Annotated in this window: 24 protein-coding genes; 9 read left to right on the top strand and 15 right to left on the bottom strand. The window is 66.3% G+C overall.

Features of this window, described 5'->3' with window-relative positions; genetic code table 11:
* Positions 1–73: 73 nt before the first annotated feature.
* The 3 genes from QX121_RS15405 to QX121_RS15395 all read left to right on the top strand — a co-directional run bounded on the left by QX121_RS15405 (position 74) and on the right by QX121_RS15395 (position 4018).
* Complete coding sequence (locus QX121_RS15405) at positions 74–1492, top strand: D-alanyl-D-alanine carboxypeptidase family protein (RefSeq protein WP_315812374.1); 1419 nt, start codon at positions 74–76, stop codon at positions 1490–1492.
* A 191-nt stretch (positions 1493–1683) separates the two neighbouring features.
* Complete coding sequence (locus QX121_RS15400) at positions 1684–3375, top strand: long-chain fatty acid--CoA ligase (RefSeq protein ID WP_315777844.1); 1692 nt, start codon at positions 1684–1686, stop codon at positions 3373–3375.
* Positions 3376–3532: 157 nt separating this feature from the next.
* Positions 3533–4018: a peroxiredoxin gene (locus tag QX121_RS15395; protein ID WP_315758853.1), complete on the top strand. Its 486-nt coding sequence runs from the start codon at positions 3533–3535 to the stop codon at positions 4016–4018.
* A 129-nt stretch (positions 4019–4147) separates the two neighbouring features.
* On the opposite strand, the gene rnhA is transcribed toward QX121_RS15395, so the two are convergent.
* From rnhA to ispH, 3 genes are all read right to left on the bottom strand, one after another.
* The gene (gene rnhA / locus QX121_RS15390) at positions 4148–4612 is read right to left on the bottom strand and encodes a ribonuclease HI (protein ID WP_315736125.1); all 465 of its coding nucleotides are present in this window, start codon (positions 4610–4612) and stop codon (positions 4148–4150) included.
* Positions 4609–5583 carry a homoserine kinase gene (locus QX121_RS15385; protein WP_315736124.1) on the bottom strand — a complete coding sequence of 325 codons (975 nt, stop codon included), beginning with the start codon at positions 5581–5583 and terminating at the stop codon, positions 4609–4611. Before QX121_RS15385 ends, rnhA begins: the two co-directional genes overlap by 4 nt.
* Before the next feature lie 158 nt (positions 5584–5741).
* Positions 5742–6710 (bottom strand): 4-hydroxy-3-methylbut-2-enyl diphosphate reductase, encoded by a 969-nt coding sequence (ispH, locus tag QX121_RS15380; RefSeq protein ID WP_315716301.1) that lies wholly within the window; start codon positions 6708–6710, stop codon positions 5742–5744.
* Between the two features lie 267 nt (positions 6711–6977).
* On the opposite strand from ispH, the gene QX121_RS15375 reads away from it, so the two are divergent.
* Positions 6978–7670, top strand: coding sequence for a DUF1013 domain-containing protein (locus QX121_RS15375; RefSeq protein WP_315736123.1), 693 nt, complete (start codon positions 6978–6980; stop codon positions 7668–7670).
* A 273-nt stretch (positions 7671–7943) separates the two neighbouring features.
* Here the strand turns inward: QX121_RS15375 and QX121_RS15370 are convergent, their stop codons facing one another.
* From QX121_RS15370 to QX121_RS15350, 5 genes are all read right to left on the bottom strand, one after another.
* A complete protein-coding gene (locus tag QX121_RS15370; protein ID WP_315736122.1) occupies positions 7944–8675 on the bottom strand; it encodes an OmpW family protein in 732 nt (243 codons plus the stop codon).
* A gap of 183 nt (positions 8676–8858) precedes the next feature.
* Positions 8859–9131, bottom strand: a complete 273-nt coding sequence (locus tag QX121_RS15365; protein WP_315736121.1) for a hypothetical protein — start codon at positions 9129–9131, stop codon at positions 8859–8861.
* A 96-nt stretch (positions 9132–9227) separates the two neighbouring features.
* Positions 9228–11132, bottom strand: coding sequence for a propionyl-CoA synthetase (locus QX121_RS15360; RefSeq protein ID WP_315797714.1), 1905 nt, complete (start codon positions 11130–11132; stop codon positions 9228–9230).
* Positions 11133–11252: 120 nt separating this feature from the next.
* Positions 11253–12635 carry a tetratricopeptide repeat protein gene (locus QX121_RS15355; protein WP_315812470.1) on the bottom strand — a complete coding sequence of 461 codons (1383 nt, stop codon included), beginning with the start codon at positions 12633–12635 and terminating at the stop codon, positions 11253–11255.
* Between the two features lie 101 nt (positions 12636–12736).
* Positions 12737–13486: a tetratricopeptide repeat protein gene (locus QX121_RS15350; protein ID WP_315737017.1), complete on the bottom strand. Its 750-nt coding sequence runs from the start codon at positions 13484–13486 to the stop codon at positions 12737–12739.
* 323 nt (positions 13487–13809) lie between these two features.
* On the opposite strand from QX121_RS15350, the gene QX121_RS15345 reads away from it, so the two are divergent.
* Positions 13810–14580, top strand: a complete 771-nt coding sequence (locus tag QX121_RS15345; protein ID WP_315812373.1) for a hypothetical protein — start codon at positions 13810–13812, stop codon at positions 14578–14580.
* A gap of 160 nt (positions 14581–14740) precedes the next feature.
* Here the strand turns inward: QX121_RS15345 and QX121_RS15340 are convergent, their stop codons facing one another.
* The 5 genes from QX121_RS15340 to QX121_RS15320 form a co-directional block, all read right to left on the bottom strand.
* Positions 14741–15541: an SDR family oxidoreductase gene (locus tag QX121_RS15340; protein WP_315812372.1), complete on the bottom strand. Its 801-nt coding sequence runs from the start codon at positions 15539–15541 to the stop codon at positions 14741–14743.
* A gap of 19 nt (positions 15542–15560) precedes the next feature.
* Positions 15561–15935, bottom strand: coding sequence for a DUF1850 domain-containing protein (locus tag QX121_RS15335; protein ID WP_315758861.1), 375 nt, complete (start codon positions 15933–15935; stop codon positions 15561–15563).
* The gene (locus QX121_RS15330) at positions 15932–18025 is read right to left on the bottom strand and encodes a TRAP transporter permease (RefSeq protein WP_315737016.1); all 2094 of its coding nucleotides are present in this window, start codon (positions 18023–18025) and stop codon (positions 15932–15934) included. The genes QX121_RS15335 and QX121_RS15330 overlap by 4 nt, the downstream gene beginning before the upstream one ends.
* A gap of 155 nt (positions 18026–18180) precedes the next feature.
* Positions 18181–19143, bottom strand: coding sequence for a TAXI family TRAP transporter solute-binding subunit (locus QX121_RS15325; protein ID WP_315812371.1), 963 nt, complete (start codon positions 19141–19143; stop codon positions 18181–18183).
* A 208-nt stretch (positions 19144–19351) separates the two neighbouring features.
* Positions 19352–19828, bottom strand: a complete 477-nt coding sequence (locus tag QX121_RS15320; protein WP_315716312.1) for a hypothetical protein — start codon at positions 19826–19828, stop codon at positions 19352–19354.
* 173 nt (positions 19829–20001) lie between these two features.
* Between QX121_RS15320 and QX121_RS15315 the strand changes: the two genes are divergently transcribed.
* On the top strand, positions 20002–20304 hold the full coding sequence (locus QX121_RS15315) for a hypothetical protein (protein ID WP_315812370.1): 303 nt from the start codon (positions 20002–20004) through the stop codon (positions 20302–20304).
* Positions 20305–20322: 18 nt separating this feature from the next.
* On the opposite strand, the gene QX121_RS15310 is transcribed toward QX121_RS15315, so the two are convergent.
* Positions 20323–21504, bottom strand: a complete 1182-nt coding sequence (locus QX121_RS15310; protein ID WP_315812369.1) for a hypothetical protein — start codon at positions 21502–21504, stop codon at positions 20323–20325.
* A 25-nt stretch (positions 21505–21529) separates the two neighbouring features.
* Complete coding sequence (locus QX121_RS15305; RefSeq protein WP_315812368.1) at positions 21530–22159, bottom strand: CoA pyrophosphatase; 630 nt, start codon at positions 22157–22159, stop codon at positions 21530–21532.
* A gap of 80 nt (positions 22160–22239) precedes the next feature.
* On the opposite strand from QX121_RS15305, the gene QX121_RS15300 reads away from it, so the two are divergent.
* The 3 genes from QX121_RS15300 to QX121_RS15290 all read left to right on the top strand — a co-directional run bounded on the left by QX121_RS15300 (position 22240) and on the right by QX121_RS15290 (position 25145).
* On the top strand, positions 22240–22662 hold the full coding sequence (locus QX121_RS15300; protein ID WP_315736104.1) for a PaaI family thioesterase: 423 nt from the start codon (positions 22240–22242) through the stop codon (positions 22660–22662).
* A 160-nt stretch (positions 22663–22822) separates the two neighbouring features.
* Positions 22823–23833 (top strand): aldo/keto reductase, encoded by a 1011-nt coding sequence (locus QX121_RS15295; protein ID WP_315812367.1) that lies wholly within the window; start codon positions 22823–22825, stop codon positions 23831–23833.
* A gap of 1 nt (position 23834) precedes the next feature.
* On the top strand, positions 23835–25145 hold the full coding sequence (locus QX121_RS15290) for a tetratricopeptide repeat protein (protein WP_315812366.1): 1311 nt from the start codon (positions 23835–23837) through the stop codon (positions 25143–25145).
* The last annotated feature ends 5 nt before the right edge of the window (positions 25146–25150 follow it).

Here is a 25150-nt window from a genome sequence, read left to right as displayed (position 1 = left end):
CACGCTTGAAACCCGAAAGCCCGCTTGCCCACCTCGCCGCGCGAGGCGGGTCTCAAAGGACCGGACCAGACCAGTGCAGACGCTTCGCCTGTTGTTCCGCTACGCCCCGATCAAGATCATCGCTCTCGCTGCCGCTCTCGTGCTCACGCCCCGCTGGGCCAGCGCCGAGGCGCTGCTGCTCGTCGAAGCCGATACCGGCAAGGTGCTGGAAGCGCAGAATGCGACCTATCCATGGTATCCCGCGTCGGTCACCAAGCTGATGACGGCCTATGTCACCTTGAAGGCGGTCAAGGACGGCAGGATCACGCTTGACACGCTGTTCACGGTCTCACCGGCCGCGGCATCACAGTCGCCGTCGAAGATGGGCTATCGGCCCGGCACGCAGGTCACCGTCGACAACGCGCTGAAGATGATGCTGGTGAAGTCCGCCAACGACATGGCGGTGGTGCTGGCCGAGGGCGTCGGCGGCTCCATCGACGGCTTCTCGGCGATGATGAACGACACCGCTCGCAAGCTCGGCATGACGCAGACCAGCTACGTCAATCCGAACGGACTGCCGGCCGACGGCCAGATCACCTCGGCGCGTGATCTCGCGATCCTAGCGCGCGCCATCATCCGCGATCTTCCCGAGTACGAATACTTCGTGCACATCCCGTCGATCCGCTACGGCCGCCGCGTCGTGCAGAACTTCAACAAGCTGATCGGGCGCTATCCCGGCGCCGACGGCTTCAAGACCGGCTTCATCTGCGCTTCGGGCTACAATCTGGTGGCGTCGGCGACCCGCAACGGCAAGCGCCTGATCGCGGTGGTGCTCGGCGCCTCCTCAGGACAGATGCGCGCCGTGCGCGCGATCCAGATGCTGGACCGCGGCTTCAACGGCAACCAGTTGAGCTGGCTGAAATCGCCGCTCGGCACGGTCGATCAGTTGGCCCCCGTCGACGCGACACCGCCCAACCTGCGCGACGACATGTGCAACGGCCGCCGCCACCGACCAGCCAGCGACGACGACGAGGACACCGTTGCCGGCGCGGACGGCGAAGCGACCGGCGGCACCCTGCTCGCCGGCCTGCAGGCGCCGACCATGAAGCCGTCCGAGCTGCTGGCGGCGGCGCCCGTCCCGTCCGAGCCGGTGCTGGTCTACACCGGCCCGACGCGCACCGGCGCGGCGCTGATCGCCGCCGTCGCCGCCGATGCCGACGCTCAGACCCCGGCCAAACACCGCGGCAAGAAGGCGCATGCCGCCGCGCGGAAGGATGCCAAGCCGGCGACCCGGACCGCCGCCAAGACCGATGCGGATGCGAAGGCCGCGGCGAAGCCGGAGGCCAAACCGGCGGAGGCCAAGCCGGGCGCGGCACGCCACGTCGCCGCCACCAAGCACGATGCCGGCGCAAAACCGGCGGAAAAGACAGGCTCCGACGCGCCCAAGCCCGCCAAGCCCAAGGCCGCCGCAAAGCCGAAGACGGCCGGCAAGCCCGCACCGAAGGACGGCTGATCCGGCGCGGCCCATAGGGCCGCAGCCGACTGGGCCCAGCCTCCGCCCGGCCTCCTTACCCTGCCGCTTTCGTCGACACGCCGGCCGCTTGCCTTGAAGGGCCGGAAATTCGATATTGGCCGCCGCCAGTTTCCCGAGCGAGGCTGGCGGACGCCAATACACGAACAAGAGACGATCAGAGAGGAAGGGTCATGGAGCGCATCTGGCTCAAGCACTATCCGGCCGGCGTTCCCGCCGATATCGATCCGGGCAAATACCCGTCGCTCGTCGACCTGCTGGAAGAGAGCTTCAGGAAATTCGCCGATCGCCGCGCCTTCATCTGCATGGACAAGGCGATCAGCTATCGCGAGCTCGACGACATGTCGGTCGCGCTGGGCGCCTATCTGCAGGGCCTTGGGCTGGCCAAGGGCGCGCGCGTCGCGCTGATGATGCCGAACGTGCTGCAATATCCGATCGCGATCTCCGCGGTGCTGCGCGCGGGCTACGCCGTCGTCAACGTCAACCCGCTCTACACGCCGCGCGAGCTCGAGCACCAGCTCAAGGATTCCGGCGCCGAAGCGATCATCGTGCTGGAGAACTTTGCTCACACGGTGCAGCAGGTGGTCGGCCACACCCAGGTCAAGCACATCGTCGTCGCCAGCATGGGCGACCTGCTCGGCTTCAAGGGCGTGATCGTCAACCTCGTCGTCCGCCGCCTGAAGAAGATGGTGCCGGCGTTCTCGCTGCCGGGTGCCGTGCCCTTCAACGATGCGCTCGCGGCCGGCCGCGGCAAGCGCTTCCAGAAGCCCACCATCGGTCCGGACGATGTCGCCTTCCTGCAATATACCGGCGGCACCACCGGCGTCTCCAAGGGCGCCACGCTGCTCCATCGCAACGTCGTCGCCAACGTGCTGCAGAACGATGCGTGGCTGCAGCCAGTGATGGACAAGCCGCCGCATGTCGATCAGCTGCTGATCGTCTGCGCGCTGCCGCTCTACCACATCTTCGCGCTGACCTGCTGCTTCCTGCTCGCGGTGCGCGCCGGCGGCGCCAATCTGCTGATCCCCAATCCGCGCGACATCCCCGGCTTCATCAAGGAGCTGATGAAGTATCAGGTCACCACCTTCCCGGCCGTCAACACGCTCTACAACGGCCTGCTGCATCATCCCGACTTCCGCAAGATCGACTTCTCCAAGCTGAAGGTCTCCAACGGCGGCGGCATGGCCGTGCAGCGCCCGGTGGCCGAGCAGTGGAAGCAGGTGACGGGCTGCAGCATCGCCGAAGGCTACGGCCTGTCGGAGACCGCGCCGGTCTTGACCTGCAACCTGCCGACCTCGACCGAGTTCACCGGCACGATCGGCCTGCCGCTGCCGTCGACCTGGCTGTCGATCCGCGACGACGACGGCAACGAGGTGCCGCTCGGCCAGCCCGGCGAGATCTGCGCCAAGGGCCCGCAGGTGATGGCGGGCTATTGGAACAGGCCCGACGAGACCGCCAAGGTGATGACCGCGGACGGCTTCTTCCGCACCGGCGACATCGGCGTGATGGCCGCGGACGGCGCGATCAAGATCGTGGACCGCAAGAAGGACATGATCCTGGTCTCCGGCTTCAACGTCTATCCGAACGAGGTCGAGGAAGTGATCGCGACCCATCCGGGCGTGCTGGAGACCGCCGTGATCGGGCTGCCGGACGAGAAGACCGGCGAGGTCGTCAAGGCCTTCGTGGTGAAGAAGGATCCCGACCTCACGTCCGAGGACATCATCAAGCACTGCCACGAGCAGCTCACGAACTACAAGGTGCCGAAGCAGATCGAGTTCAGGACCGAGCTGCCGAAGACCAATGTCGGCAAGATCCTGCGCCGGGAGCTGCGCGACGAGAAGAAGAAGCCGGCAGCGGCGGCCTGAGTCCATTGGCGCCGCAAGCGCCGGCATGCGATGACGGACGTGCGATGACGGATACGTGATCACGGCGGGCCGTTGCCGTTTCCGGCGCGCCGAATAGTGTAGCGCGCACCGCGCAAGACACATTCAAAAGACACATCCAGGGGAAGGAGTAACTCGAATGACCATCCAGGTTGGCGATAAGCTGCCGCAGGCCCAATTCCGCGTCATGACCGGCGAAGGCCCGCAGGTCAAAACCACCGACGACATCTTCAAGGGCAAGAAGGTCGCGCTGTTCGCGGTGCCCGGCGCCTACACCGGCACCTGCCACAAGATGCATCTGCCGAGCATCTTCCTCAACGCCTATGCGCTGAAGGACAAGGGCGTCGACACCATCGCGATCGTCTCGGTCAACGACGCCTTCGTGATGAATGCCTGGAAGCGCGACACCGACCAGCGCGACGAGGCCGTGTTCCTGGCTGACGGCAATGCCGAGTTCACCAAGGCGATCGGCATGGAGCTCGACGCGTCCGGTGCCGGCCTCGGCATCCGCTCCAAGCGCTATTCGATGCTGGTCGAGGACGGCAAGGTCACCAAGCTGAACCTCGAAGCCGCTCCGGGCAAGGTCGAGGTCTCCGGCGGCGACACCCTGCTCGGGCAGCTGTAAGTAAACAACGCACTGCTGCAGATGATCAGTCGTTCCGGGGCGCGAAGCGAACCCGGAACCTCGAGATTCCGGGTTCGACGCTCTCGCGTCGCCCCGGAATGACGATCAAACTCACAACCGTAGAAGACCTCAGCCCCGCACGTTCTTCTGCATCCTGGCCATCGCCACGCCATCGCGCGCCAGTTGATCGGCGCGCTCGTTCTCGGCGTGGCCGGCGTGGCCCTTGACCCAGTGCCAATTGACCTTGTGCGGCTTCAGCGCGGCATCGAGCCGCTGCCAGAGCTCGGCGTTCTTGACCGGCTTCTTGTCCGCGGTTTTCCAGCCGTTGCGCTTCCAGCCGTGGATCCAGCCGGTGATGCCCTGCCGGACATATTGGCTGTCGGTGTAGAGCTCGACCTGGCACGACTTCTTCAGCGCTTCCAGCGCGGAGATCGCGGCCATCAGCTCCATGCGGTTGTTGGTGGTGTGCGGCTCGCCGCCCTTGAGCTCTTTTTCCTTGTCGCCGAAGCGCAGGATCGCGCCCCAGCCGCCCGGCCCCGGATTCCCCGAGCAGGCGCCATCGGTGTAGATGCTGACGACCGGATGCTCGCTCACGCCACGGCTCCACCGATGCCGTAGTCGCGCACGCTGGTCACCGCCTGGTGGAAGCGCAGCTTGCGGACATATTCGAGCGGGTCCTTGGGCTTCACCAGCGCGCCGGGAGGCACGTTGAGCCAGTCCACCAGCCGCGTCAGCAGGAAGCGGATCGCGGCGCCGCGCGCCAGCAGCGGCAGCGCCTCCTGCTCGGCCTCCGACAGCGGCCGGACGCGGCCATAGGCGTTGAAGAAGGCGCGCGCCTTGGTGACGTTCAGCGAATGATCGGCCTCGAAGCACCAGGCGTTGAGGCAGATCGCGACGTCATACGCCAGAATGTCGTTGCAGGAGAACGGGAAGTCGATCAGCCCCGAGAGCTTGTCGCCGAGGAAGAACACGTTGTCCGGAAACAGATCGGCGTGGATGACGCCTTCCGGCAGATGCGTCGGCCAGGAGCGCCCGAGATGATCGAGCTCGGCGGAGAGCAGCGCGGAGAGGCCGGCCTGCACCGTGTCGGCGCGGTCGGCGGCCTGGGCGAACAATGACCGCCAGCCGGCGACCGAGAGCGGATTCTTGCGCACCAGCGGGAAGTCGCGTCCGGCCAGATGCATCTGCGCCAGCGCCGCGCCGACGCCGGCGCAGTGGGTGACGTTCGGCTTGCGCGGCCACATGCCTTCCAGGAAGTTGATGATCGCCGCGGGCCGGCCGGACAGACTCGAATACACCGCCCCGTCGCGGTTGCGGGCGGGCTGCGGACAGCTCACGCCGCGCTCGGCGAGGTGGGCCATCAGCCCGAGAAAATACGGCAGATCGTCCACCGCCACGCGCTTCTCGTACAGCGTGAGGATGAAGGAGCCCTTGGTGGTGTGCAGCAGGAAGTTGGAGTTCTCGACCCCCTCGGCGATGCCCTTGTAGGAGAGCAGCTCGCCGATGTCGTAGGTCTTGAGGAAGTCCGCAAGCTCGTCGGCGGCGACGTCGGTATAGACCGCCATACCCTGTCCTGGTTCTCGAAGTTCGCCGGCCCCGCCTCCCCCGACGCGAACTTCATCACCGGGGAGGCTCGTTTGCGCCCTTCATCGCGCATGCGGGCGCCGCGTTCAAGACGGATGCGCCGGCGGTGGACCAAAAAGAGCGGCCGCCAGGGCCGCCTTTACTCGGCCGCGGCTTCCGGCCGGAGCGAGCGCGGCAGCGGGAAGAACTCGTTCTCTTCCGCCGCCGAGACCGTCTCGACATGGAGCACGTAGCGCTCGGCGAAGGCGCCCATGATCTCCTCGACGATCACCTCCGGCGCCGAGGCGCCGGCGGTGATGCCGAGGCTCTTGATGCCCTCGAAGCGCGCCCAGTCGATGTCCGAGGCACGCTGCGCCAGCACGGCAATCGGGCAGCCCTCGCGCTCGGCGACCTCGCGCAGGCGCTGCGAGTTCGACGAGTTCGGTGCGCCGACCACGATCAGCGCGTCGACCACCGGCGCCACCTTCTTGACCGCCAGCTGGCGGTTGGTGGTGGCGTAGCAGATGTCTTCCTTGTGCGGGCCCGAGATGTTCGGGAAACGGCCCTTGAGGATCGCGACGATATCCTTGGTGTCGTCGATCGACAGCGTGGTCTGGGTGACGAAAGCGAGGTTGTTGGGATCCTTCGGGGTGAAGGTCGCCGCGTCCTCGGCGGTCTCGATCAGCGTCACGGCGCCCGCCGGAAGCTGGCCGACGGTGCCGACCACCTCCGGATGGTGCGAATGGCCGATCAGCAGGATCTCGCGGCCGCGCTTGAAGTGGATCGCCGCCTCGCGGTGGACCTTGGTGACCAGCGGGCAGGTCGCGTCCAGGGAGAAGAAATTGCGCGCCTGGGCCTCGGCCGGAACCGATTTCGGCACGCCATGCGCCGAAAATACCACCGGTGCGTTGGTACTGTCGGGAATCTCCGCCAGTTCCTCGACGAAGATGGCGCCCTTGGTCTTCAGGCTGTCGACGACGTATTTGTTGTGCACGATCTCGTGGCGGACATAGACCGGGGCGCCATAGATGGCGAGCGCCCGCTCCACGGTGTCGATGGCGCGCACCACGCCGGCGCAGAAGCCGCGCGGCGAGCAAAGCACGATTTTGAGGTCTGGTTTGGCTGCCATGGGGCTGGTCTAAGCTGATCTTTGCGGGCTGGTTTCGGCGACCACGGACCCCCGGGCCGGCAAGCGGGGGCGGTCGATACGCGAGGAGCTTGGGTCTGACACTGGTTTGGGTAGGACTTGGGACTGCTTTCGAGCGCTGTCAAGGCCGTTTTCTCCAGGCCATTGCGCCATGCCCCCGGGACGGCTTATATAGGGCCAATTCCCGTCATCGCCGATGACCGCAGGTTTCGCCTCCAGGGCCGGGGCGGAGCACAAAGGAGATTTGCCATGAGCAACGCCCCGCTGATGCCGAAGGCAACTGCCGTGTGGCTGGTCGACAATACTGCCTTGACCTTCGACCAGGTCGCCGATTTTACCAAGATGCACCCGCTCGAGGTGCGCGCCATTGCCGACGGGGACGCCGCCCAGGGCATCAAGGGCATGGATCCGATCTCGACCGGGCAGCTCACCCGTGAGGAGATCGAGAAGGCCGAGCGCGACCCGAATTACCGGCTCCGGCTGCAGGAGAGCAAGGTCGTGCTACCGCCGCAGCCCAAGCGCAAGGGCCCCCGCTACACCCCGGTGTCGCGCCGCCACGAGCGCCCGAGCGCCATCCTCTGGCTGGTGCGGAACCATCCCGAGCTCAAGGACGCCCAGATCATGCGCCTGGTCGGCACCACCAAGACCACCATCGCCAGCGTGCGCGACCGCACCCATTGGAATGCGCAGACGCTGACGCCGATGGACCCGGTGACGCTCGGCCTGTGCTCGCAGATCGAGCTCGACTTCGAGGTCCAGCGTGCCGCCAAGGAAAAGCCGCTCGACGCCAATTACAGCGGCGCCACCCTGCTCCCGGCCTCCGAGACCACGCGCAAAGACGAGTACGAGCCGGCGGGCCGCGACGAGGACGATCTCAACGTCGACGCCGTGTTCGCCAAGCTCAAGACCATCGGCGGCAAGAAGCAGGACGACGAGGAGTAGGACGCGGGCGTCCGTCTCTCGATCGCCAAAGGCGCGTGACACGTCCTTCGCTGTCGTCCCGGCGAACGCTGGGACTCTAGCCACAGGATCGCGCAACTGCCCGAGCCGGTTGTGACTAAGCCTTCCGTTCCTGACTCGCGCTGCGGCGTATGGGTCCCGGCTCAAGGCCGGGACGACAGCCGTGGTCAGGCCCGAGACCGCGACCAACGAACCTCCCAAAAAAATGGCGCCGGGGATGCCGGCGCCATGGCAGTCTGGGAGGAACTGAAAAAATCAGAACTTGTAGGTGACGCCGACGCCGACCAGCCACGGATCGATGTTGGCGCGGCCGGTGACCGGAATTGCGCCGTTGACGGTCGCCGAGTAGTTCGGCTGCAGCCACAGCTTCTTGACGTCGACGTTCAAGCCCCAGTGCCTGTCGAGCATGTAGTCGAAGCCGAACTGGACCGCGGCGCCCCACTGGTTGGAGATGTGCAGGTTGGTGACGGCAAGACCGTTCCACACCTGGTTCGCGGCGCTCTGGTTAAAGAAGACCGTGTAGTTCACGCCGGCACCGACATAGGGCTTGAAGGCGCCGAAATCGGTGAAGTGATACTGCAGGGTGAGCGTCGGCGGCAGCAGCCACGCCTTGCCGATGTTGAGACCGTCGAGCGAGCCGGTGCCGCCGATGGAATGCCGGGTGACGCCGAGGATCAACTCGGCCGCGATGTTCCTGGTGAAGAAGTAGCTGATGTCGAGCTCGGGCACGACCGAGTTGGAGATCGACAGGCCGGAGTTCGGCGACGACAGCGCCGGCACGCCCGTCACGTTCACGCTGGAGCCGCCGGCATCCGGCAGCACGCCGAGCGCTCGCACACGAAGCATCCACGGATTCCACGCTTCGACCACCGGCGCCTTGGTGTAGACCGGCGCCGCCTGCAGGTCGGCTGCTTGCGCCGAGCCCATGGCTCCGCAGATCGCCGCCAGCACCAGCAGCGACGACGAAAGTTTCAAGATTCTGTTCATCGAAGTCCCCATAGCCACCCTTGAGCAACATTTGCGCGGGCACAGCCGCGCCTTGCGGTCGCAGATGTGGCAGGGACGCCATGGACTTGGATTTGATCTCAATCAATCGGCATTGTTGCAGTGCCGATGTCACGCAACTGTTGCATCGAAGTCACGCGCCATGAGAGGCGCTTGCACGTGCGCTCAGGGCCGATCGGGATGGTTCATCATGTATTCGCCGAGATCGCGCTGCCGGCGATCGGCGCGTGCCTCGGCGCGTTGCCGCTGCACGTCGCGGTCCTTGCGGCAGGCGACATATTCGGCGGAGCCCGGCGCGACCTTGCCGCCGGCCTGACAGACCGCATCGTCATCGTCATTGCCGAGCGCCACTGCAGGGCCCTGGTTGCGGGAGGCGCAGGCCGTGAGCGAAAATACGGCCATCAGCACCAAGGCCAAGCGGGCGGAGGTCTGTCGCATCGAACGTTCCATTCTCGTCAATCGGGCTGGTCTCGGCCGTTGCTTGACGACAATGGGCGCCCGGGTCAAGCCCGGGGCACGTTCAGCGGCGCCGCGTCAGACGCGGCTCTTCAGCGCCTCGCCGATTTCCTCGAGCACCTTGGGATCCTCGATCGTGGCCGGCATGCTCCATTGTTCGCCGTCGGCGATCTTCTTGATCGTGCCGCGCAGGATCTTGCCCGAACGCGTCTTCGGCAGCCGGCCGACGGTGATGGCGAGCTTGAACGCAGCGACGGGGCCGAGCTTGTCGCGCACCAGCGCCACGATTTCCTTCTCGATCACAGAAGGGCTGCGCGAGACGCCGGCCTTGAGCACGAGGAAGCCGCAGGGCACCTCGCCCTTGATCGCATCCTTGATGCCGAGCACGGCGCATTCGGCGACGTCCGGATGCGAGGCCAGGATCTCCTCCATGCCGCCGGTCGAGAGCCGGTGGCCGGCGACATTGATGATGTCGTCGGTGCGGCCCATCACGAAGACGTAGCCGTCCTCGTCCTTGTAGCCGGCGTCCGAGGTCTTGTAGTAGCCGGGGAACTCGCTGAGATAGGACTCCTTGAAGCGATCCTCCTGCTGCCACAGCGTCGGCAGGCAGCCCGGCGGCATCGGCAGCTTGATCACGATCGAGCCCATGGTGTTGGCGGGCACTGGCCTCGCCGCCTCGTCGACGATGTCGACTTGGTAGCCCGGCATCGGGACCGTCGGCGAGCCGTGCTTGACCGGCAAGAGGCCGAGGCCGGCCGGATTTCCGGCGATGCACCAGCCGGTCTCGGTCTGCCACCAGTGGTCGATGACCGGCACCTTCAATTGCTGCTCGGCCCATTCCACGGTCGGCGGGTCGGCGCGCTCGCCGGCGAGGAACAGCGTGCGGAACTGTGACAAATCGTATTTGCGCAGCAACGTGCCTTCGGGATCTTCCTTGCGGATGGCGCGGAACGCGGTCGGCGCCGTGAACAGCGCCACCGCCTTGTGGTCGCTGATGACGCGCCAGAACGCGCCGGCATCGGGCGTGCCGACCGGCTTGCCCTCATACATCACCGACGTCGCGCCATGGATCAGCGGGCCGTAGATGATGTAGCTGTGGCCGACCACCCAGCCGATGTCGGAGGCGCACCACCACACCTCGCCCGGCTTGATGCCATAGAGATTCTCCATTGACCATTTGAGCGCGACGAGGTGCCCGCCATTGTCGCGCACCACGCCCTTCGGCTTGCCGGTCGTGCCCGACGTGTAGAGGATGTAGAGCGGATCGGTCGCCAGCACGGGCACGCACGGCGCCGCCTTGCCATTGGCGAGCGCGGACTTCCGCAGCGCGGCCCAGTCGTAATCGCGGCCGGGCTTGAGCTCGCAGACATGCTCGGGACGCTGCAGGATGATGCAGGCCTTGGGCCTGTTGTCGGCGAGCTCAATCGCCTGGTCGAGCAGCGGCTTGTATTGCACGATGCGGCCGGGCTCGATGCCGCAGCTCGCCGACAGCACGAGCTTTGGCGTCGCATCGTCGATGCGGGTGGCGAGCTCCTTGGCCGCGAAGCCACCGAATACGACCGAATGCACCGCGCCGATGCGCGCGCAGGCGAGCATCGCGACCATCGCTTCCGGCACCATCGGCATGTAGAGGATGACGCGGTCACCCTTGCCGACGCCGAAATCCTGCATGATCGCGGCGAGCGTCTGCACCTCCTTCAGCATCTCGGCATAGGTGAGCTTGGTGACCGAGCTGGTGAGCGGCGAATCGTGAATCAGCGCCAACTGCTCGCCGCGGCCGGCGGCGACGTGGCGATCGAGCGCGTTGTAGCAGGTGTTGACGACGGCCCCAGTGAACCAGCGGCCATAGGCGCCCATCGACGGATCGAAGATCTTTTTGGCCGGCTCGATCCAATCGATCGCGCGGGCGGCCTCGGCCCAGAACCCTTCGGGGTCCTGCAGCGACCGTGCATGGACCTCGTGATAGCGGCTCGCAGCGCTCATGACGTTTCCCCAAACAGTGTTTATTCCCGACTATTGTCACGGGACAAAGCGACAGTTCAAGCCGTCATGAATTGATCCAGATCAGGCGGGCCGGACGTCCGGGCCATTTTCAGGGCCGGATCAATGCGCTGCGTCGCGGAGGGTATCCAGGCGACGCTGCAGGGCTAGACGAAGGTCGTAGCCCGGCTTGCCGAAGCGGGCATTGCGCTCGGCGATGAAGTCACGCTGCGTTCCACGCAGCTCGGCAGCGGCGCGGCCGCGGGATGACTTCAAGCGCCGGGCATAGCTTTCGGAAATGCCGAGATCGAGCACCGAGAGCTGCGGGTCGGCACAGATGACCTTCTCGACCTCGCGTACGGCGGTGGCGCAGTCGAAGGACGGCCCGCTGCGCTCCGACGGGGCGTTCAACGGACGCGGCGGCTCGGCGCCGAACTTCTTGATCTCGGCCAGCATGACGCGCCGACCGGCAATGGCATTGTCGTTACCGGGATCCAGCCGCAGCGCCGCCTCGTAGTCGGCCAGCGCCTTGGCGCGCTCACCCATCTTCTTGAACAACACCGCGCGGTTGTTGTAGGCGAGCGCGAAATTCGGATCGAGCCGCAGCGCGGCGTCGTAGTCGCTGAGCGCCGCGCCGAGTTCGTTCTTGAACTGATGGGAATCGCCGCGATTGGTGAAGAAATTTGCCCGCTGCTCCATCCTGATCGCCTGGTCATAATCGGCGATCGCCTTGTCGTACTCCTTCATGGCGGCGTAGGTGAGGCCGCGATTGTCGTAATATTCCGACACCTTCGGATCGCGCCGGATCGCCTCGTCGTCATCGGCCAGCGCCTTGTCCATCTGGCCGAGCTTCTTGTAGGCCGCGGCACGATTGGTGAATGTGCGCGGCCGTTCCGGGTCGAGCCGGATCGCCTCGTCATAGTCGCGCACGGCCTTCTCATTGTCGCCGCGCAGGTAGAAGGCGACGCCCCGGTCGGCATAGGCCTGCGCGTAGTCGGGCTTCAGCCGGATCGCCTGGTCGTAGTCGGCCAGAGCGCGATCGAGACGGCGCTGCTCGGTATGGACAACGCCACGCAGCTCATAGGCTTCGGCGTCATTCGGATCGAGCGAGATCGCCATGCTCAGATCGGCCGCCGCCTTGCCGGCATCGCCACCGGCTTCGCGCATCAGGTCGCCGCGCAGCCGGTAGGCGCGCGCATTCTTGCCGTCGAGCGCGATGGCACGGTCGAGATCCTTCAGGGCCTGGGTCAGGCCGCTGGAGATGCGGGCACGGGCGTCGGCACGGGCGACCAGGGCGATGGATTGATCCTTCGGCGAACCCGATGCCTGCTCGATTGCGGTCGAGCAGGCGGCGATGAGTTCGGACGGTGGCGCCTTGCTGCCCAAAGCGCATTCGGGGTCCGCGGCGAATGCAGGCTGGGCCCCGAGGCCAAGGACAAGCCCGGCTGCAAGACCCAGCGCGAGGTAAGACGAGCGGGATGAAATCGAACGAATGAAAGCGTGCATCGGCATGGACTCGGCTCGAATTTCGACTGTTGCGGGTGAGACGCTGATCTCCCCCGTTGTCGTCTCCGGCCGGAACCCGGTTCAAGCGGCCACGCCGATGGCTAATAGCCGTCGACGCCGTTCAGCCGCCGCAGGCGGTCCTGCATTGCCTTCTTGAGATCGTAGCCGGGCTTGCCAAAGCCGGCGTTGCGCCGCGCGATGAACGCGTCCTGCTCGCGCTGCAGGGCGCGTGCCGCGGCGGGGCCGGCCGCCTCGCGAACGACGCGGGCCTGCGCGCCGTCGATCTCGCGATCGAGATTGGCGAGCTCCGGATCGGCGCAGATCGCTTTCTCCACGGCGCGCCGCGCCATGGCGCAATTGAAGCTCGGCCTGCCCGCGACGGCCATCTGCGCGCCCAGGCGCTCGAGCTCCACTGCGAGCGCGTGGTAGTTGCTGCGGGCGCTGGCGTGATCCGGATTGAGCCGCAGCGCCGCGGCGAAATCGGCCAGCGCCTTCGGACGGTCGCCCTTCTTGCGATGCAGTTCGCCGCGCGCATTGAAGATGCTGGCGAGCGTCGGGTTGAGCTGCAAGGTAACGCCGTAATCGGCGATGGCGCGATCGATCTCACCCCTGGTGATGAAGATCGAGGCGCGCGCGATCAGCGCGTTGATGCGATCGGCCCTCGCGGCCTTGGGATTGTCGATCACGGCGCCGCATTCGGTGAGCACCTTGTCGCCATCGCGCGCCTCCGAGGCCGCCATACAGGCACCGGCATCCACCGCCGGCTCCTTGCCGGGCTCGGCCGCGCCGACCGCATGGGCCTGGGTCGAGACCAGCCATCCGAGCGTGACAAGCGCAGCGAGGCGCAGCATCCCATCCCGGCGATCGGCTGCAGCCCATGAGGAGACGGATGCGGTCAAGGCAGATGGCTCTCTCAGGTCGTGGGCGATCCGGCACGGCGCGCGGGGCGTAACCGCCGCCGCGGCGACTTCAACTATACAGCGGCAGCCGCGGTGCGACAGTCCTTTCCTGCAGAAGGCGCCCCTTGCGAACGGGCGCTCACGAGCTGATTGCGGCCCGACAAAAATGCGTGTGGTCGTGCCGCGCATTCCCCTCGCGATGTTGTGGATGCGCGCCCCCGGCGATGCCCTCGGTCGCCATTTGAACCTGTTGCGATCCCCGCAGACACAACCGCATGACTATTCTGACCGACAATTCGCGCGCACGCGGCGTCGTTGCGTCCCCTGCGCGCTATTTCTATTTCAACATGGCTCTGGCCTGCATGGCCATTGCGATCATCGGCTTCGCACCGACCTACTGGCTGCCACTGGCCCGCGGCTCATTCTCCGGCGCGCCCGTGATTCATTTCCACGGCTTCCTGTTCTTCACCTGGACTCTGTATTTCGCGCTGCAGAGCTGGCTTGCCGCATCCGGACGCACGGCGCGGCACCGCTCGCTCGGCATCTTCGGCGTATCGCTCGCCACGGCGATGACGATCTTTGGCTTCCTCGTTGCCATCGAGGCGATGAAGCGCTCCGCGGCAATGGGGCAGGTCAATGAGGGCATCGCCTTTGCCATCGTGCCGCTCAGCGGCATCGCCTTCTTTGCCGTGGTCTTTACGCTCGCGGTTGTCCATCTGCGCCGGCCGGAAACGCACAAGCGGCTGATGCTGCTCGCCGGCATCTCGCTGCTCGACGCCGCCGTGGCGCGCTGGTTCCTGACATTCCTGGCGCCGTCCGGCCCGCTCGGCCCGCCGCCGGTGTTCGTAACGATCCCGCCGGCCTTCGTCGCCTACCTGCTGCTCGTCGTCGCCATCATCCACGACCGCCGCACGTTCGGACGTGTCCACCCGGTCTACGTCTATGGCGGGCTGGCGCTGATCGCCGTGAAGCTCCTGAACTGGCCGATCAGCGTGACCTCGGCATGGCATGCATTCGCGGGCGGCATGCTGGCGATGGCGCAATAGCCCTCAACAAGACAAAGCCGTTCCACACCACCGTCATTGCGAGGAGCCGAAGGCGACGAAGCAATCCAGAGCTCCCGAGAGACTCCGGACTGCTTCCGCCCTCGCTCTTCGAGCTACGGCGGACACGTCGCTTCGCTCGCAATGACGAGAGCGGCGAGACCTAACTCCTGCAGGTCAACCCGCCATCGACCACGAGCATGGTGCCGGTGACATAGCGCGACTCGTCGGAGGCGAGGAACACCGCAGCATTGGCGACGTCGAAGGCATCGCCCATATGCCCCATCGGCACCTGCGCATCGCGCTTCTTCCACATCTCCTCGACATCGCCCTTGGCGTAGCTCGCAGCCAGCCCAGCGGAGTGCTCGACCATCGGCGTCTTCATCAGCCCGGGCAGGATCGCATTGACGCGGACGTGCTTCGGCGCGAACTCGACCGCGGTCGTGCGCGTCATCTGGTTCATCGCCGCCTTGCTGGCGCCGTAGCTGACATAGGAGATGCCGACCTGGCGGATGGAGGCTACCGAGGAGATGTTGATGATGGAGCCGCCGCCCTGCGCGATCATCACCGGAATGACGTGCTTCATGGCAAGATAGGCGCTCTTCAGGTTGACCGCGAACACGCGGTCCCATTCCGCTTCATCGACCTCGACCACGCTGCCCATCTCCGCAATGCCGACATTGTTGTCGAGCACGTCGATGCGGCCATAGGCGGCAACGCAAGCCTTCACCATCGCCTCGACCTCGACGGCCTTCGAGACGTCGGCGGTGAACGCCTCGGCCTGCCCGCCTTCGCCTGAAATGATCGAGGCGGTCTCCGCGGCGGCGTCCTTGTTGCGGTCGACGCAGAAAACCTTGGCGCCGTGCCGGGCAAAGGTCACGGCCGTGGCCTTGCCATTGCCCCAGCCCGGTCCGATCGAGCCGGCACCCACAACCAGCGCCACCTTGCCCTCGAGACGATCCATCGCGTGCTCCCGTCGTTCGTTATTCGCTACAGGCGCTCATCGTGATGGTCGCGGCGCCGATGTCATGGCCGAAAATGTCCGACAGCGTCCGGCATTGCCCGTCCGCACAGATGCGCCACTCCCCAGCCGCGCCGGAATTGGCGAGCACGATCCGCGACAGCGGCCCCCGCTGGGTCTGCCACTGGAACCAGCCGTCGACCAGCCGCGCCTCCGGCGGCGGCTCCATGCCCGCGCCCGAGCCCTTGACGCGCGCCTGCACCAGTTCGAGACCATCGGCCGTGACGCGCCAATCCTCCTGCCACGCGGTCTTCTCGACCGAGTGGGTCCAAGCCAAAGTGAAGCCGGCGAGCGTCAGCGCCTTCACCACACCCGATGACGCGAGGCAGAGGCTCAAGCGGAGGCCGCCACGGCAGCCGGCGGCCGCTGCCGCCACTGCCACGCCACGATCACCACCGCCAGGGCAAATCCCAGCACGTCACTGTAGGGAAATTCGCCGAGCAGGCAGACCGACGCGACAAACGCCAGCAGGCGCTCGACCAGGGTCATGCGCACGTACAGGAAGCCGATCGCCACCATGCCGAACAGGCCGATCGAGATCAGCGCCTTGACGGAGGCATACGCCACTGCGCCGATGAAGCCGAGCTGCGCCTCCATCGGGTCGCCGGCCTGCAGCATCAATGCCGGCGAGTAGACGAAGATGAAGGGAATGACGTAGCCGGCGAGCGCGATCCGCATCGCCTCCCAACCGATCTTGTCCGGATTCTCCTTGGCGATCGGCGCCGCCGCCAGCGCGGCCAGCGCGACCGGTGGCGAGAGGTCCGCCATGATGCCGTAGTAGAACGCGAACATGTGGCTCGCGATCAACGGCACGCCGAGCTTGGCGAGCGCAGGTGCCGCCAGCGCTGCGGTGATGATGTAGGTCGGGATGGTCGGAATGCCGGTGCCGAGCAGGATCGACAGCAGCATGGTCATGATCAGCGCCGCGAACAGGCTGGTCTTGCCGAGGCCGATCACCCAGCTGCCGAAGATCGAGCCGACGCCGGTCTGCGTCATCATGCCGATGATGACGCCGACGATGGCGCAGGCCATGCCGACGGTCAGCGCCGACTTCGCGCTCTCGGCGAGCGAGTCGCGGCAGGCGTGCAAGGTCCCCATGCCGCCGCGCACGAAGCCGGTGATGACGATGAGCGCGACGACGACGGAAGCGACGGGCACGATCTGCAGGCCGTTGCGCGACAGCGCGCCGACGACGAGCGCCAGCCCGATCCAGAACACGTAACGCAGCACCTGGTTGGAGAAGCCCATGGTGATCGAGGTGCCCAGGATCAGCGCCACCGTCAGCGCGAGTCCCATCGAGCCCGCATACAGCGGCGTGAAGCCCTCGAACAACATGTAGACCAGCGCGGCGAGCGGCAGCACGAGATACCAGCGCGCCACCAGCGCCTTCCAGGCGCTCGGGATCTCCGACGGCTTCATGCCGGTCAGGCCGTGCTTGCCGGCCTCCAGATGCACCATCCAGAACGCCGAGGCGAAATAGAGGATGGCCGGGATCACGGCCGCCTTGACGATGACCGAGTAGTCGACTCCCAGCGTCTCGGCCATGATGAAGGCGACCGCGCCCATGACAGGCGGCATGATCTGGCCGCCCATCGACGCGGTGGCCTCGACGCCGGCCGCAAAGGCGCGGCGGTAGCCGAACCGGATCATCAGCGGAATCGTGAACTGGCCGACGGTCACCACGTTGGCAACGCCCGAGCCCGAGATCGTGCCCATCATGCCGGAGGCGAACACCGCGACCTTGGCCGGACCGCCGCGGGTGCGACCGAACAGGCCGAGCGAGACGTCGGTGAACAGCTGGATCATGCCGGCATGCTCGAGGAACGAGCCGAACAGGATGAACAGGAAGATGTAGGTCGCCGAGACGTAGATCGGCACGCCGTAGAAGCCCTCGGTGCCGAAGGAGAGGTGTGTAATCACCTGATCGAAATCATAGCCGCGATGGTTGAGCGGCGCCGGCAGATACTGGCCGAAGAACCAGTACAGCAGGCAGGCGCCGCACATCAGCGGCAGCGCGAGCCCCATCAGCCGGCGCGTGCCCTCGAAGATCAGTACCGCCAGCAGGGTTCCGACCACGAGATCGGTGCGCGTCGGATCGCCGTCGCGCGCGATCAGATCCGCATAGAAGATCCACTGATAGAGGCCGCAGAGGAAGCCGATGGCGCCGATGGTCCAGCCGGCGATGCGCCCGGCGTCGGTCTTGGCGGTGAAGTTGCCGATCAGGCCGAAGGTCAGCAGCAGCAGGAAGCCGACATGGACGCCGCGCACGACCTGGCTCGGCAGATAGTTGAAGGCGGCGACGTAGAGCTGGAATATCGCAAAGGCGAGCCCGATGCCGTAGGCGAGATAGCCCCAGCGGCCGGGGCCGAAGCCTTCCGGAAAGCCGTGCTCGAAATTGTCGAACTCGACCTTGACCGGCGTTTCCATGTTCACGGCTTCAATCGTCATGATCCCCCCAACGCGCCCATCAGGCGCTGCTGACCATGGCCGCAATCACCTGAACGACAAGACTGCGCGGAGGGCTTCCCGCGCAGCCGGTTGCGAATGATCCGGCCTGCAAGGAAGGCCGGGCGAGCAGCTCCTTATTTCAGGATGCCCTTTTCCTTGTAGTAGCGGATCGCGCCCGGATGCAGCGGCACCGGGCTGTCCTGCGCCGCTGTCTCCAGCTTGATCTCCTTGCCGGCGGCATGCGCATTGGCGAGCTCCGGCAGCGAATCGAAGATCAGCTTGGTCATCTGATAGGCGAGATCGTCTGATACCGCCGAGCTGGTGACGAGATAATTGATCACAGCCGCGGTCGGCACGTCCTTGTCCTGACCGGTATAGGTGTTGGCCGGGATGATCGCCGCCACGAACGGCGCACCGATCTTGTCGACGACCTCCTTCGGCACCGACACCACCGTGATCGGCGACGAGGTCGACAGATCCTTCAACGAAGCGACGCCGAGGCCAGCCGACTGCAAGGTGGCGCCGAGCTGCCGGTTCTTCATCAGGTCGACGGATTCGGCGAAGGGCAGATACTCCACCTTGCCGAGATCCTTGTAGCTCATGCCGGCGGCGGCGAGGATCGCGCGCGAGTTGAGCTCGGTGCCGGACTTCGGCGCGCCGACCGACAGGCTCTTGCCCTTGAGATCCGCCAGCGTCTTGATGCCGGACTCGGCCGTCGCGACGATCTGGATGTAGTTCGGATAGATCGCGCCGATCGTGCGCAGCTTGTCCAGCTTGGACTTGAAGCCGGCCTCCTCCTCGCCGTTCCAGGCGGCTTTCAGGGAGTCGCCGAGCGCGAAGGCGAGCTCGCCGCGTCCTTGCTGCAGCAGGATCAGGTTCTCGACGGAGGCCTTGGTCGCCTGCACCTGGGTTTTCACATTGGGGATCTTGTCGCCGTAGATCTTCCCGATCGCGACACCGAGCGGATAATAGACGCCCGACGTGCCGCCGGTGAGCACGTTGATGAAGCTCTGCGCCTGCGCCGCTGGCGCCGCGAGCAGGCAGGCGGCTGCCAGAATGAAACCGGTTGCAGTGCCAGAGATTCTCGAAAAACGCATGGATCCTCCCATTGATTTTGCCGCAAATTGGACGGCTGTGGGCGCGGGGTCAACCCATCCGAAAGACTGGCGCACCAGCCTCTCCCGCTCCCACGGCGCGAGGCCGGAACCGATGCGCCCCGCGTTCAATCTTACATTGACAGTAGCACCAGCTTGAACCGCAGGTGCAGCCCAGAGCGGCGGGCCGCCTCGCTCGCAAGGCCGCCGGTCATTGGAACGTCATGTCGAGGCACTTGGAGATGTCCGAGCCGAGCCCGGACGAGATCGTCATGCAGCCGCGCACCTTCTGCTGGGTCGTATCCGCCACCCAGATCGAATAGCCGCCATTGCCGAAGAAGGAGTTGGTGTTCGCCGGCTCGGTCTCGGTGGCGTCGAACTCGTATTTGGAATCGGTGTCGAACACGCGCGGCTTCCTGGTGCAGCCGCCGTCGGTCTGGACGTTGATGACCTCCTTGTTGTCCCGGGTCAGCGACAGTGAGACCTGGCAGCGGAAATATTCCGAGGTCTTCACGTTGAAGAGGTAGGCGTAGGACTTGCAGACGGCCGTATTGAGCTTGCCGGCGGAGAGACCGCGGCTGCAGGCGATGCGTTGGTTGTTGGACAGCTTGAAGTCGTCGGCCCGGGCGGACGCCAACGTCACCAGCGACAACGCCGCAACCCAACCGATCTTCGTGACGAGGCTCATCCGAATCATCCCCAAAGTGTTTTCTTGGCCTATGTTTCTAAACCACGCTGCAGGATAATCGCGAGATCGGCGAATTTAAAAATCCGCCAACGATCACCGCGCTGCGACGGGGCGACGTTGACGCTGCCTCGGCGTTCGTGATTTGTTCGAGACGACATCGATTGGAGGAGGACATGAAGAGCCCGGTTCTGAAAGCCCTTATCGCCCTCGGTGCGCTGGGCGCACTGACCAGCGCGGCGCCCGCGGCACCGCCGGAGCCGTGGGAGCTGAAGCCCGACATGGGCTACGCCTATGGCAAGGATGGCAAGACGCTCGCCTACAAGATGGGCACCAAGAACGCCGACATGCTGCTCAAAGGCGCCAAGAAGGTGCCGAAGGGCACGCTGTTCTTCGTCGGCCAGAACGGTCAGCTCTACATGCGGACGGCCCCCTATCTCGACGGCGACGGCAGCTTCTCGTTCGGCGCGGATGAGTGAAGGCGAGCGAGCACAGCCTCAGAACGCCGCCGCCAGCTCCTTGGCGCCGGGCAGGCCGCTGAGCGAGTCCATCCTGGCATCCGTCACCGCCAGCAGCTTTGCCACGGTGTTGTGGCGAACGGCGACCGGATTGCGCTCATAGCCGCCGCGCTGGAAGAAGTTGGCGGTCGGAACCTGATCGCGCATCTCGAGCGGCATCGTCACCATGTCGAAGCCGGTGCCGTCCCCGGTGAGATTCATCATCTCGAGCTCTGCGGCCGAAAGCGGCCGGGTGTAGCCCTTGGCGCGCGCGAACAGCACCGAGGTCAAGAGCTTGTGGGTCTGCAGCATCGGCCCGACGTCGATGTCGAGCACCATCGCATGCATGGCCCACCCCTGCGGCGTATTGCCGATCTTCTCATGCGCCGACCAGTCGTCCGGCACGGAGCGCGCAATCGCGACCATCTTCTTCAGGACCGCGAGCTTGTGCTCCATCGCGCCCCGCGCCGGGCCGGACGTCTGCGCCACGCGTTCGCCGAGCAGGCGGATGAACAGCGGGCCCTGCTCGGCCAGCAGCTCGACACTGTTGGTGGTCAAGAGCTGATTGTAGCCGATCGCCGTCGAGATCGCGCGGTTGCCCTTGAAGCCCGATTGCGAGTCATGCTTGCCGTTGCCGCCGGTCTCGAAGGCATAGACCCGCACCGCCTGCTCGCGCGTCAGCCCCGACGCCGCGGCGAAGCGCGCATAGGCGCGCTTGAAATCGATGTCGTCGGTGGGGCGCTGCGGCGACCATTGGAAATGCTCCTGTGCCGCCTTCACGAGGTCGGCGACCACGGGGATGTACTTGCGCTCGCGCGGCTCGCCCTCAGGTTCCGGCTCGGGGTTCACCGGCCGCTTCGGCCCCGTGTAGACCGGCGGCTGCTCCAACACATAGTCGTCGAGCCCGATCGGCTGGCGGTCGCGGCGCTTGGCATTGCGCGCACGGCGCTTGTCGGCGATCGCCTTCCAATAGGCGCCCGCCTCCTGGTCAAACTCCGCCCGCGCCTGCTGATATTCGGCGAGTTTGCGCCGATACTCCGCAATCGCAGCCGGCGATGCCATCTGTGCCAAAGCTTCGCGCGGCGCGACCGGTGAGCCGGGTTCCGCGGCCAGCAAAGGCGGCGCGCCGGAAACGGCGCAGGCGAGAATCAGGGCAAGGGTGCGAATCGGCTGATGCAGCATGCCGCCCTTGTAGCCGAAACGGCGGCTACTTCCAGGCGAACACCGGCTGCTCCAGCTCGTGCACCCGGGTGTCGCGGCCGGACAGGACCTCGCGGAACTGATGGATCAGCGCTGCGGTGGGCGCGTGAATGAGACCCTCGCGGGCGTGAAAACGGATGACGCGCCGCGCGCTCTCGGGGATCGCGGTGAAATCGAACGCGTCATCCGCCGTGATCGCGTCGAGGCCGATCCGGTGCACCGAGGCGACCTCGTCCGGATTCGGCCGCAGCGTGCGGCCATTGGCCGCCCATACGACGACGGGGGTAATCAGATAGCCCGACCGTGTCGGATAGTCGTCGAGCAGGCCCAGCACCGCATCCGGCGCCAGGATCAGCCCGAGCTCTTCCGCGAGCTCGCGCAGGGCGGCCTCGACCGTCGTTTCGCCGGCGTCGCAGCGTCCGCCCGGCAGCGCCCATTGCCCGCCATGGCTGCGCAGCCCGGCAGCGCGCAGAGTGAGCAGCAGCGCCGTGTCGCCGGTCTCGTGGTGCGGGGCCAGCGCGATCACCACCGCCGCGCGCTTCAGCGAGGCCGCCGCCACAGTCGCCTCCAGCCGCACGAAGCCCGCGCAGCAGCTTGCGATTTTCCGCCTCGTGGCATCGTCGAACGGCATCGGCATGCAGCTTGACTACACCAGGCCGGCGACAGATGAAACGACCTCCAGGCCGGCTCGGGCCACAACGGGAAGGGTCTTCAGCGATGACGAAATCGGCCGCGGCCAGGATGACGTCCGACGGCTGGGAGATCGTCGACACCTCCGGTTTCCTGCATCTGATCGGCCCGCTGTGGCAGCGGGTCGTCGGCGGTGTCCACGAGTACGCCATCGTCACCGAGGACAAGCACCACAACCGCCGCGGCCTGGTTCAGGGCGGCGTGATCATGACGCTCGCCGACCGCAGTTGCGGCATGACGGCCCGCTACGCCGCGGGCAAGGAGCACATGGCGACGATCCAGTTCGACACGCATTTCGTCGAGTCCGGCAAGATCGGCGAGACCCTGGTGTCGCGGCCGCATGTGGTGCGGATCACCCGCAGCCTGGTGTTCATCACCACGGAGGTCATGGCCGGACATCGCGTGATCGCGATGGCCTCGGGCGTGTTCAAGATTCTGAAGAGCGAGTGAGCCGTGCTCTCGCCTCTCCGTCATTGCGAGGAGCGTCGCGACGAAGCGATCCAGAGTCCCGACCCGGCCCTGGATTGCGTCGCTGCGCTCGCAATGACGCGCTGAGAGAGTTATCGTATCCCCTTCGCCCGCGGTGGTGACGGTTTGAAATGAGGCAAGAATGCAATATCGCCAGCTCGGCCGTTCCGGCCTGAAGGTGTCGCCGATCTGCCTGGGCACGATGATGTTCGGCGGTCCCACCGACGAGCCGACATCCGCCCGCATCATCGCCAAGGCGCGCGACGCTGGCATCAACTTCATCGACACCGCCGATGCCTACAACAAGGGCGTCTCGGAAGAGGTGGTCGGCCGCGCCATCGCGCGCGAGCGCGACCGCTGGATCGTCGCGACCAAGCTCGCCAATCCGATGGGCGACGATCCCAACCGCGCCGGCCTGTCGCGGCGCTGGGTGCTGCAGGCCGCGGACGAAAGCCTGCGGCGGCTCGGCACCGGTCACATCGACATCTACTACCTGCACAAGGAGGATCACGCGACGCCGCTGGAGGAAACCGTGCGCGCGATCGGCGATCTCATGCGTGCCGGCAAGATCCGCTATTTCGGCGTCTCCAACTACCGCGCCTGGCGGCTCGCCGAGATCTGCAATCTCTGCGACGCCATCGGCATCGACCGCCCCGTCGTCAGCCAGCCGTACTACAATGCGATGAACCGGATGCCCGAGGTCGAGCACCTGCCGGCCTGCGGCTATTACGGCCTCGGCGTCGTGCCCTACAGCCCGCTGGCGCGCGGCGTGCTCACCGGAAAATACAGCCCCGATGCGCCGCCGGACACGGACACCCGCGCCGGCCGCAACGATACGCGAATGATGCAGACCGAGTGGCGGCCCGAATCGTTGAAGCTGGCGCAGGAGATCAAGCGTCACGCCGAGACGAAGGGCTTCACGCCGGGACAGTTCGCCGTGTCCTGGGTGCTCAACTCCGCCTTCATCAGCTCCGTGATCGCGGGTCCGCGCACCGAAGCGCAATGGGACGACTACATCCGCGCGCTCGACTATCCCTTCGCCGCCGACGACGAGGCGCTGATCGACCGGCTGGTCGTGACCGGTCACGCCTCGACGCCCGGCTACAACGATCCGGCCTATCCGATCGAGGGCCGCAGGCCGCGGGTGGGCTGAGATGGAGGAGGATCGCTACGGCCTGCCACTGTCGACCGCCTCCACTGACGCGGCCGCAGCCTATCGCGAGGGCATGGATCTGCTGCTCGCATTCTGGCCCGGGGCCACTGACGCGTTCGAGCGGGCGATCATGCTCGATCCGGAGTTCGCGCTGGCGCACGCGGCGCGTGCTCGCATCCACGCGATCTACATGCAGCGCGAGGCGGCGCTGCAGACCATCGCACGGGCCCGCGACCTCGCTGCCAAGCGCGGCACCCCGCGCGAGCAGAGCCATGTCGCGACCCTGGTGCTCGCCATCGAGGGACGCGGCACTGACGCGCTGACATCGACCCTGGCGCATCTGGCGAACTGGCCGCGGGACGCCATGATCATGGCGCTCCCGCTCGGCGCTTTCGGCCTGCTCGCCTTCTCCGGCCGCGCCGATCACGATGCCGCCCGCCGCGACCTCTGCGACCGCTTCGCCGCTGATTATGGCGAGGACTGGTGGTTCATGTCCAACCATGGCTGGGCCCTGACCGAGGCCGGCGAGTTGGCGAAGGGCCGCGTCGTCACCGAGCGCAGCTTCGCGCTGCGCCGGCACAACGCCTATGCCGTGCATGCGCTGCTGCATGCGATGTTCGAGGACGGCGCGGTGGACGAGGCCGATGCGCTCGTCGCGGGGTGGATCGGCGACTATGACCGCACGGGAATGCTGCATGGCCATATCTGCTGGCACCAGGCGCTCGGCGCGCTGGACCGGGGCGATGCCGACAAGGCGCTGGCGGTCTATACCGACGTGCTGGTGCCGACGATGGACTCGGCGCCGCCGCTCAACACCCTGTCCGACTGCGCCTCGCTGCTGTGGCGGCTGATGGCTGACGAGCAACCGGTGCCGCCCAACGCATGGGCCGACACGGCGGCCTATGCGAGCACGCGCTTCACGGGTTCGACCCTCGCCTTCGCCGAGATGCATCTGGTGATGATCGCGGCAGCGACGCATGACAGCGCCGCGCTCAAGGGACGCCTTGCCGCGATCGAGCGGCGGCAGGCCGAGGGCAGACTGCCGGCCGGGCGCATCGTGCCGCACATGTTGCGGGCGCTGCGTGCGTTCGCCGATGACAATTGGCGCGGATGCGCGCGCGAGCTTGCGCCCGCCATCGGCGATCTCCCCCGCATCGGCGGCAGCCACGCGCAGCGCGAGGTGATCGAGGACACCTACATCCTGGCGCTGATCCGCAGCGGCGCGCTGGCCCAGGCACGCGACCTGCTCGATGCCCGCCTGCACCGCCGCCCCTCCGCGCGCGACACGCGCTGGCGGGCGCTGACGGTTTGACGGAC

Source organism: Bradyrhizobium sp. SZCCHNR2028, from assembly GCF_032380995.1.
GTDB lineage: Bacteria > Pseudomonadota > Alphaproteobacteria > Rhizobiales > Xanthobacteraceae > Bradyrhizobium.
This window is presented reverse-complemented; position numbering and strand designations above follow the sequence as displayed.

Bases quoted from the DNA above. Each gene is read 5' to 3' on its own strand.
- QX121_RS15400 (WP_315777844.1), top strand. From the start codon at position 1,684: ATGGAGCGCATCTGGCTCAAGCACTATCCGGCCGGCGTTCCCGCCGAT.
- QX121_RS15395 (WP_315758853.1), top strand. From the start codon at position 3,533: ATGACCATCCAGGTTGGCGATAAGCTGCCGCAGGCCCAATTCCGCGTC.
- QX121_RS15385 (WP_315736124.1), bottom strand. From the start codon at position 5,583: ATGGCGGTCTATACCGACGTCGCCGCCGACGAGCTTGCGGACTTCCTC.
- ispH (WP_315716301.1), bottom strand. From the start codon at position 6,710: ATGGCAGCCAAACCAGACCTCAAAATCGTGCTTTGCTCGCCGCGCGGC.
- QX121_RS15375 (WP_315736123.1), top strand. From the start codon at position 6,978: ATGAGCAACGCCCCGCTGATGCCGAAGGCAACTGCCGTGTGGCTGGTC.
- QX121_RS15370 (WP_315736122.1), bottom strand. From the start codon at position 8,675: ATGAACAGAATCTTGAAACTTTCGTCGTCGCTGCTGGTGCTGGCGGCG.
- QX121_RS15365 (WP_315736121.1), bottom strand. From the start codon at position 9,131: ATGCGACAGACCTCCGCCCGCTTGGCCTTGGTGCTGATGGCCGTATTT.
- QX121_RS15360 (WP_315797714.1), bottom strand. From the start codon at position 11,132: ATGAGCGCTGCGAGCCGCTATCACGAGGTCCATGCACGGTCGCTGCAG.
- QX121_RS15355 (WP_315812470.1), bottom strand. From the start codon at position 12,635: ATGCACGCTTTCATTCGTTCGATTTCATCCCGCTCGTCTTACCTCGCG.
- QX121_RS15350 (WP_315737017.1), bottom strand. From the start codon at position 13,486: ATGCTGCGCCTCGCTGCGCTTGTCACGCTCGGATGGCTGGTCTCGACC.
- QX121_RS15345 (WP_315812373.1), top strand. From the start codon at position 13,810: ATGACTATTCTGACCGACAATTCGCGCGCACGCGGCGTCGTTGCGTCC.
- QX121_RS15340 (WP_315812372.1), bottom strand. From the start codon at position 15,541: ATGGATCGTCTCGAGGGCAAGGTGGCGCTGGTTGTGGGTGCCGGCTCG.
- QX121_RS15330 (WP_315737016.1), bottom strand. From the start codon at position 18,025: ATGGAAACGCCGGTCAAGGTCGAGTTCGACAATTTCGAGCACGGCTTT.
- QX121_RS15325 (WP_315812371.1), bottom strand. From the start codon at position 19,143: ATGCGTTTTTCGAGAATCTCTGGCACTGCAACCGGTTTCATTCTGGCA.
- QX121_RS15320 (WP_315716312.1), bottom strand. From the start codon at position 19,828: ATGAGCCTCGTCACGAAGATCGGTTGGGTTGCGGCGTTGTCGCTGGTG.
- QX121_RS15315 (WP_315812370.1), top strand. From the start codon at position 20,002: ATGAAGAGCCCGGTTCTGAAAGCCCTTATCGCCCTCGGTGCGCTGGGC.
- QX121_RS15310 (WP_315812369.1), bottom strand. From the start codon at position 21,504: ATGCTGCATCAGCCGATTCGCACCCTTGCCCTGATTCTCGCCTGCGCC.
- QX121_RS15305 (WP_315812368.1), bottom strand. From the start codon at position 22,159: ATGCCGATGCCGTTCGACGATGCCACGAGGCGGAAAATCGCAAGCTGC.
- QX121_RS15300 (WP_315736104.1), top strand. From the start codon at position 22,240: ATGACGAAATCGGCCGCGGCCAGGATGACGTCCGACGGCTGGGAGATC.
- QX121_RS15295 (WP_315812367.1), top strand. From the start codon at position 22,823: ATGCAATATCGCCAGCTCGGCCGTTCCGGCCTGAAGGTGTCGCCGATC.
- QX121_RS15290 (WP_315812366.1), top strand. From the start codon at position 23,835: ATGGAGGAGGATCGCTACGGCCTGCCACTGTCGACCGCCTCCACTGAC.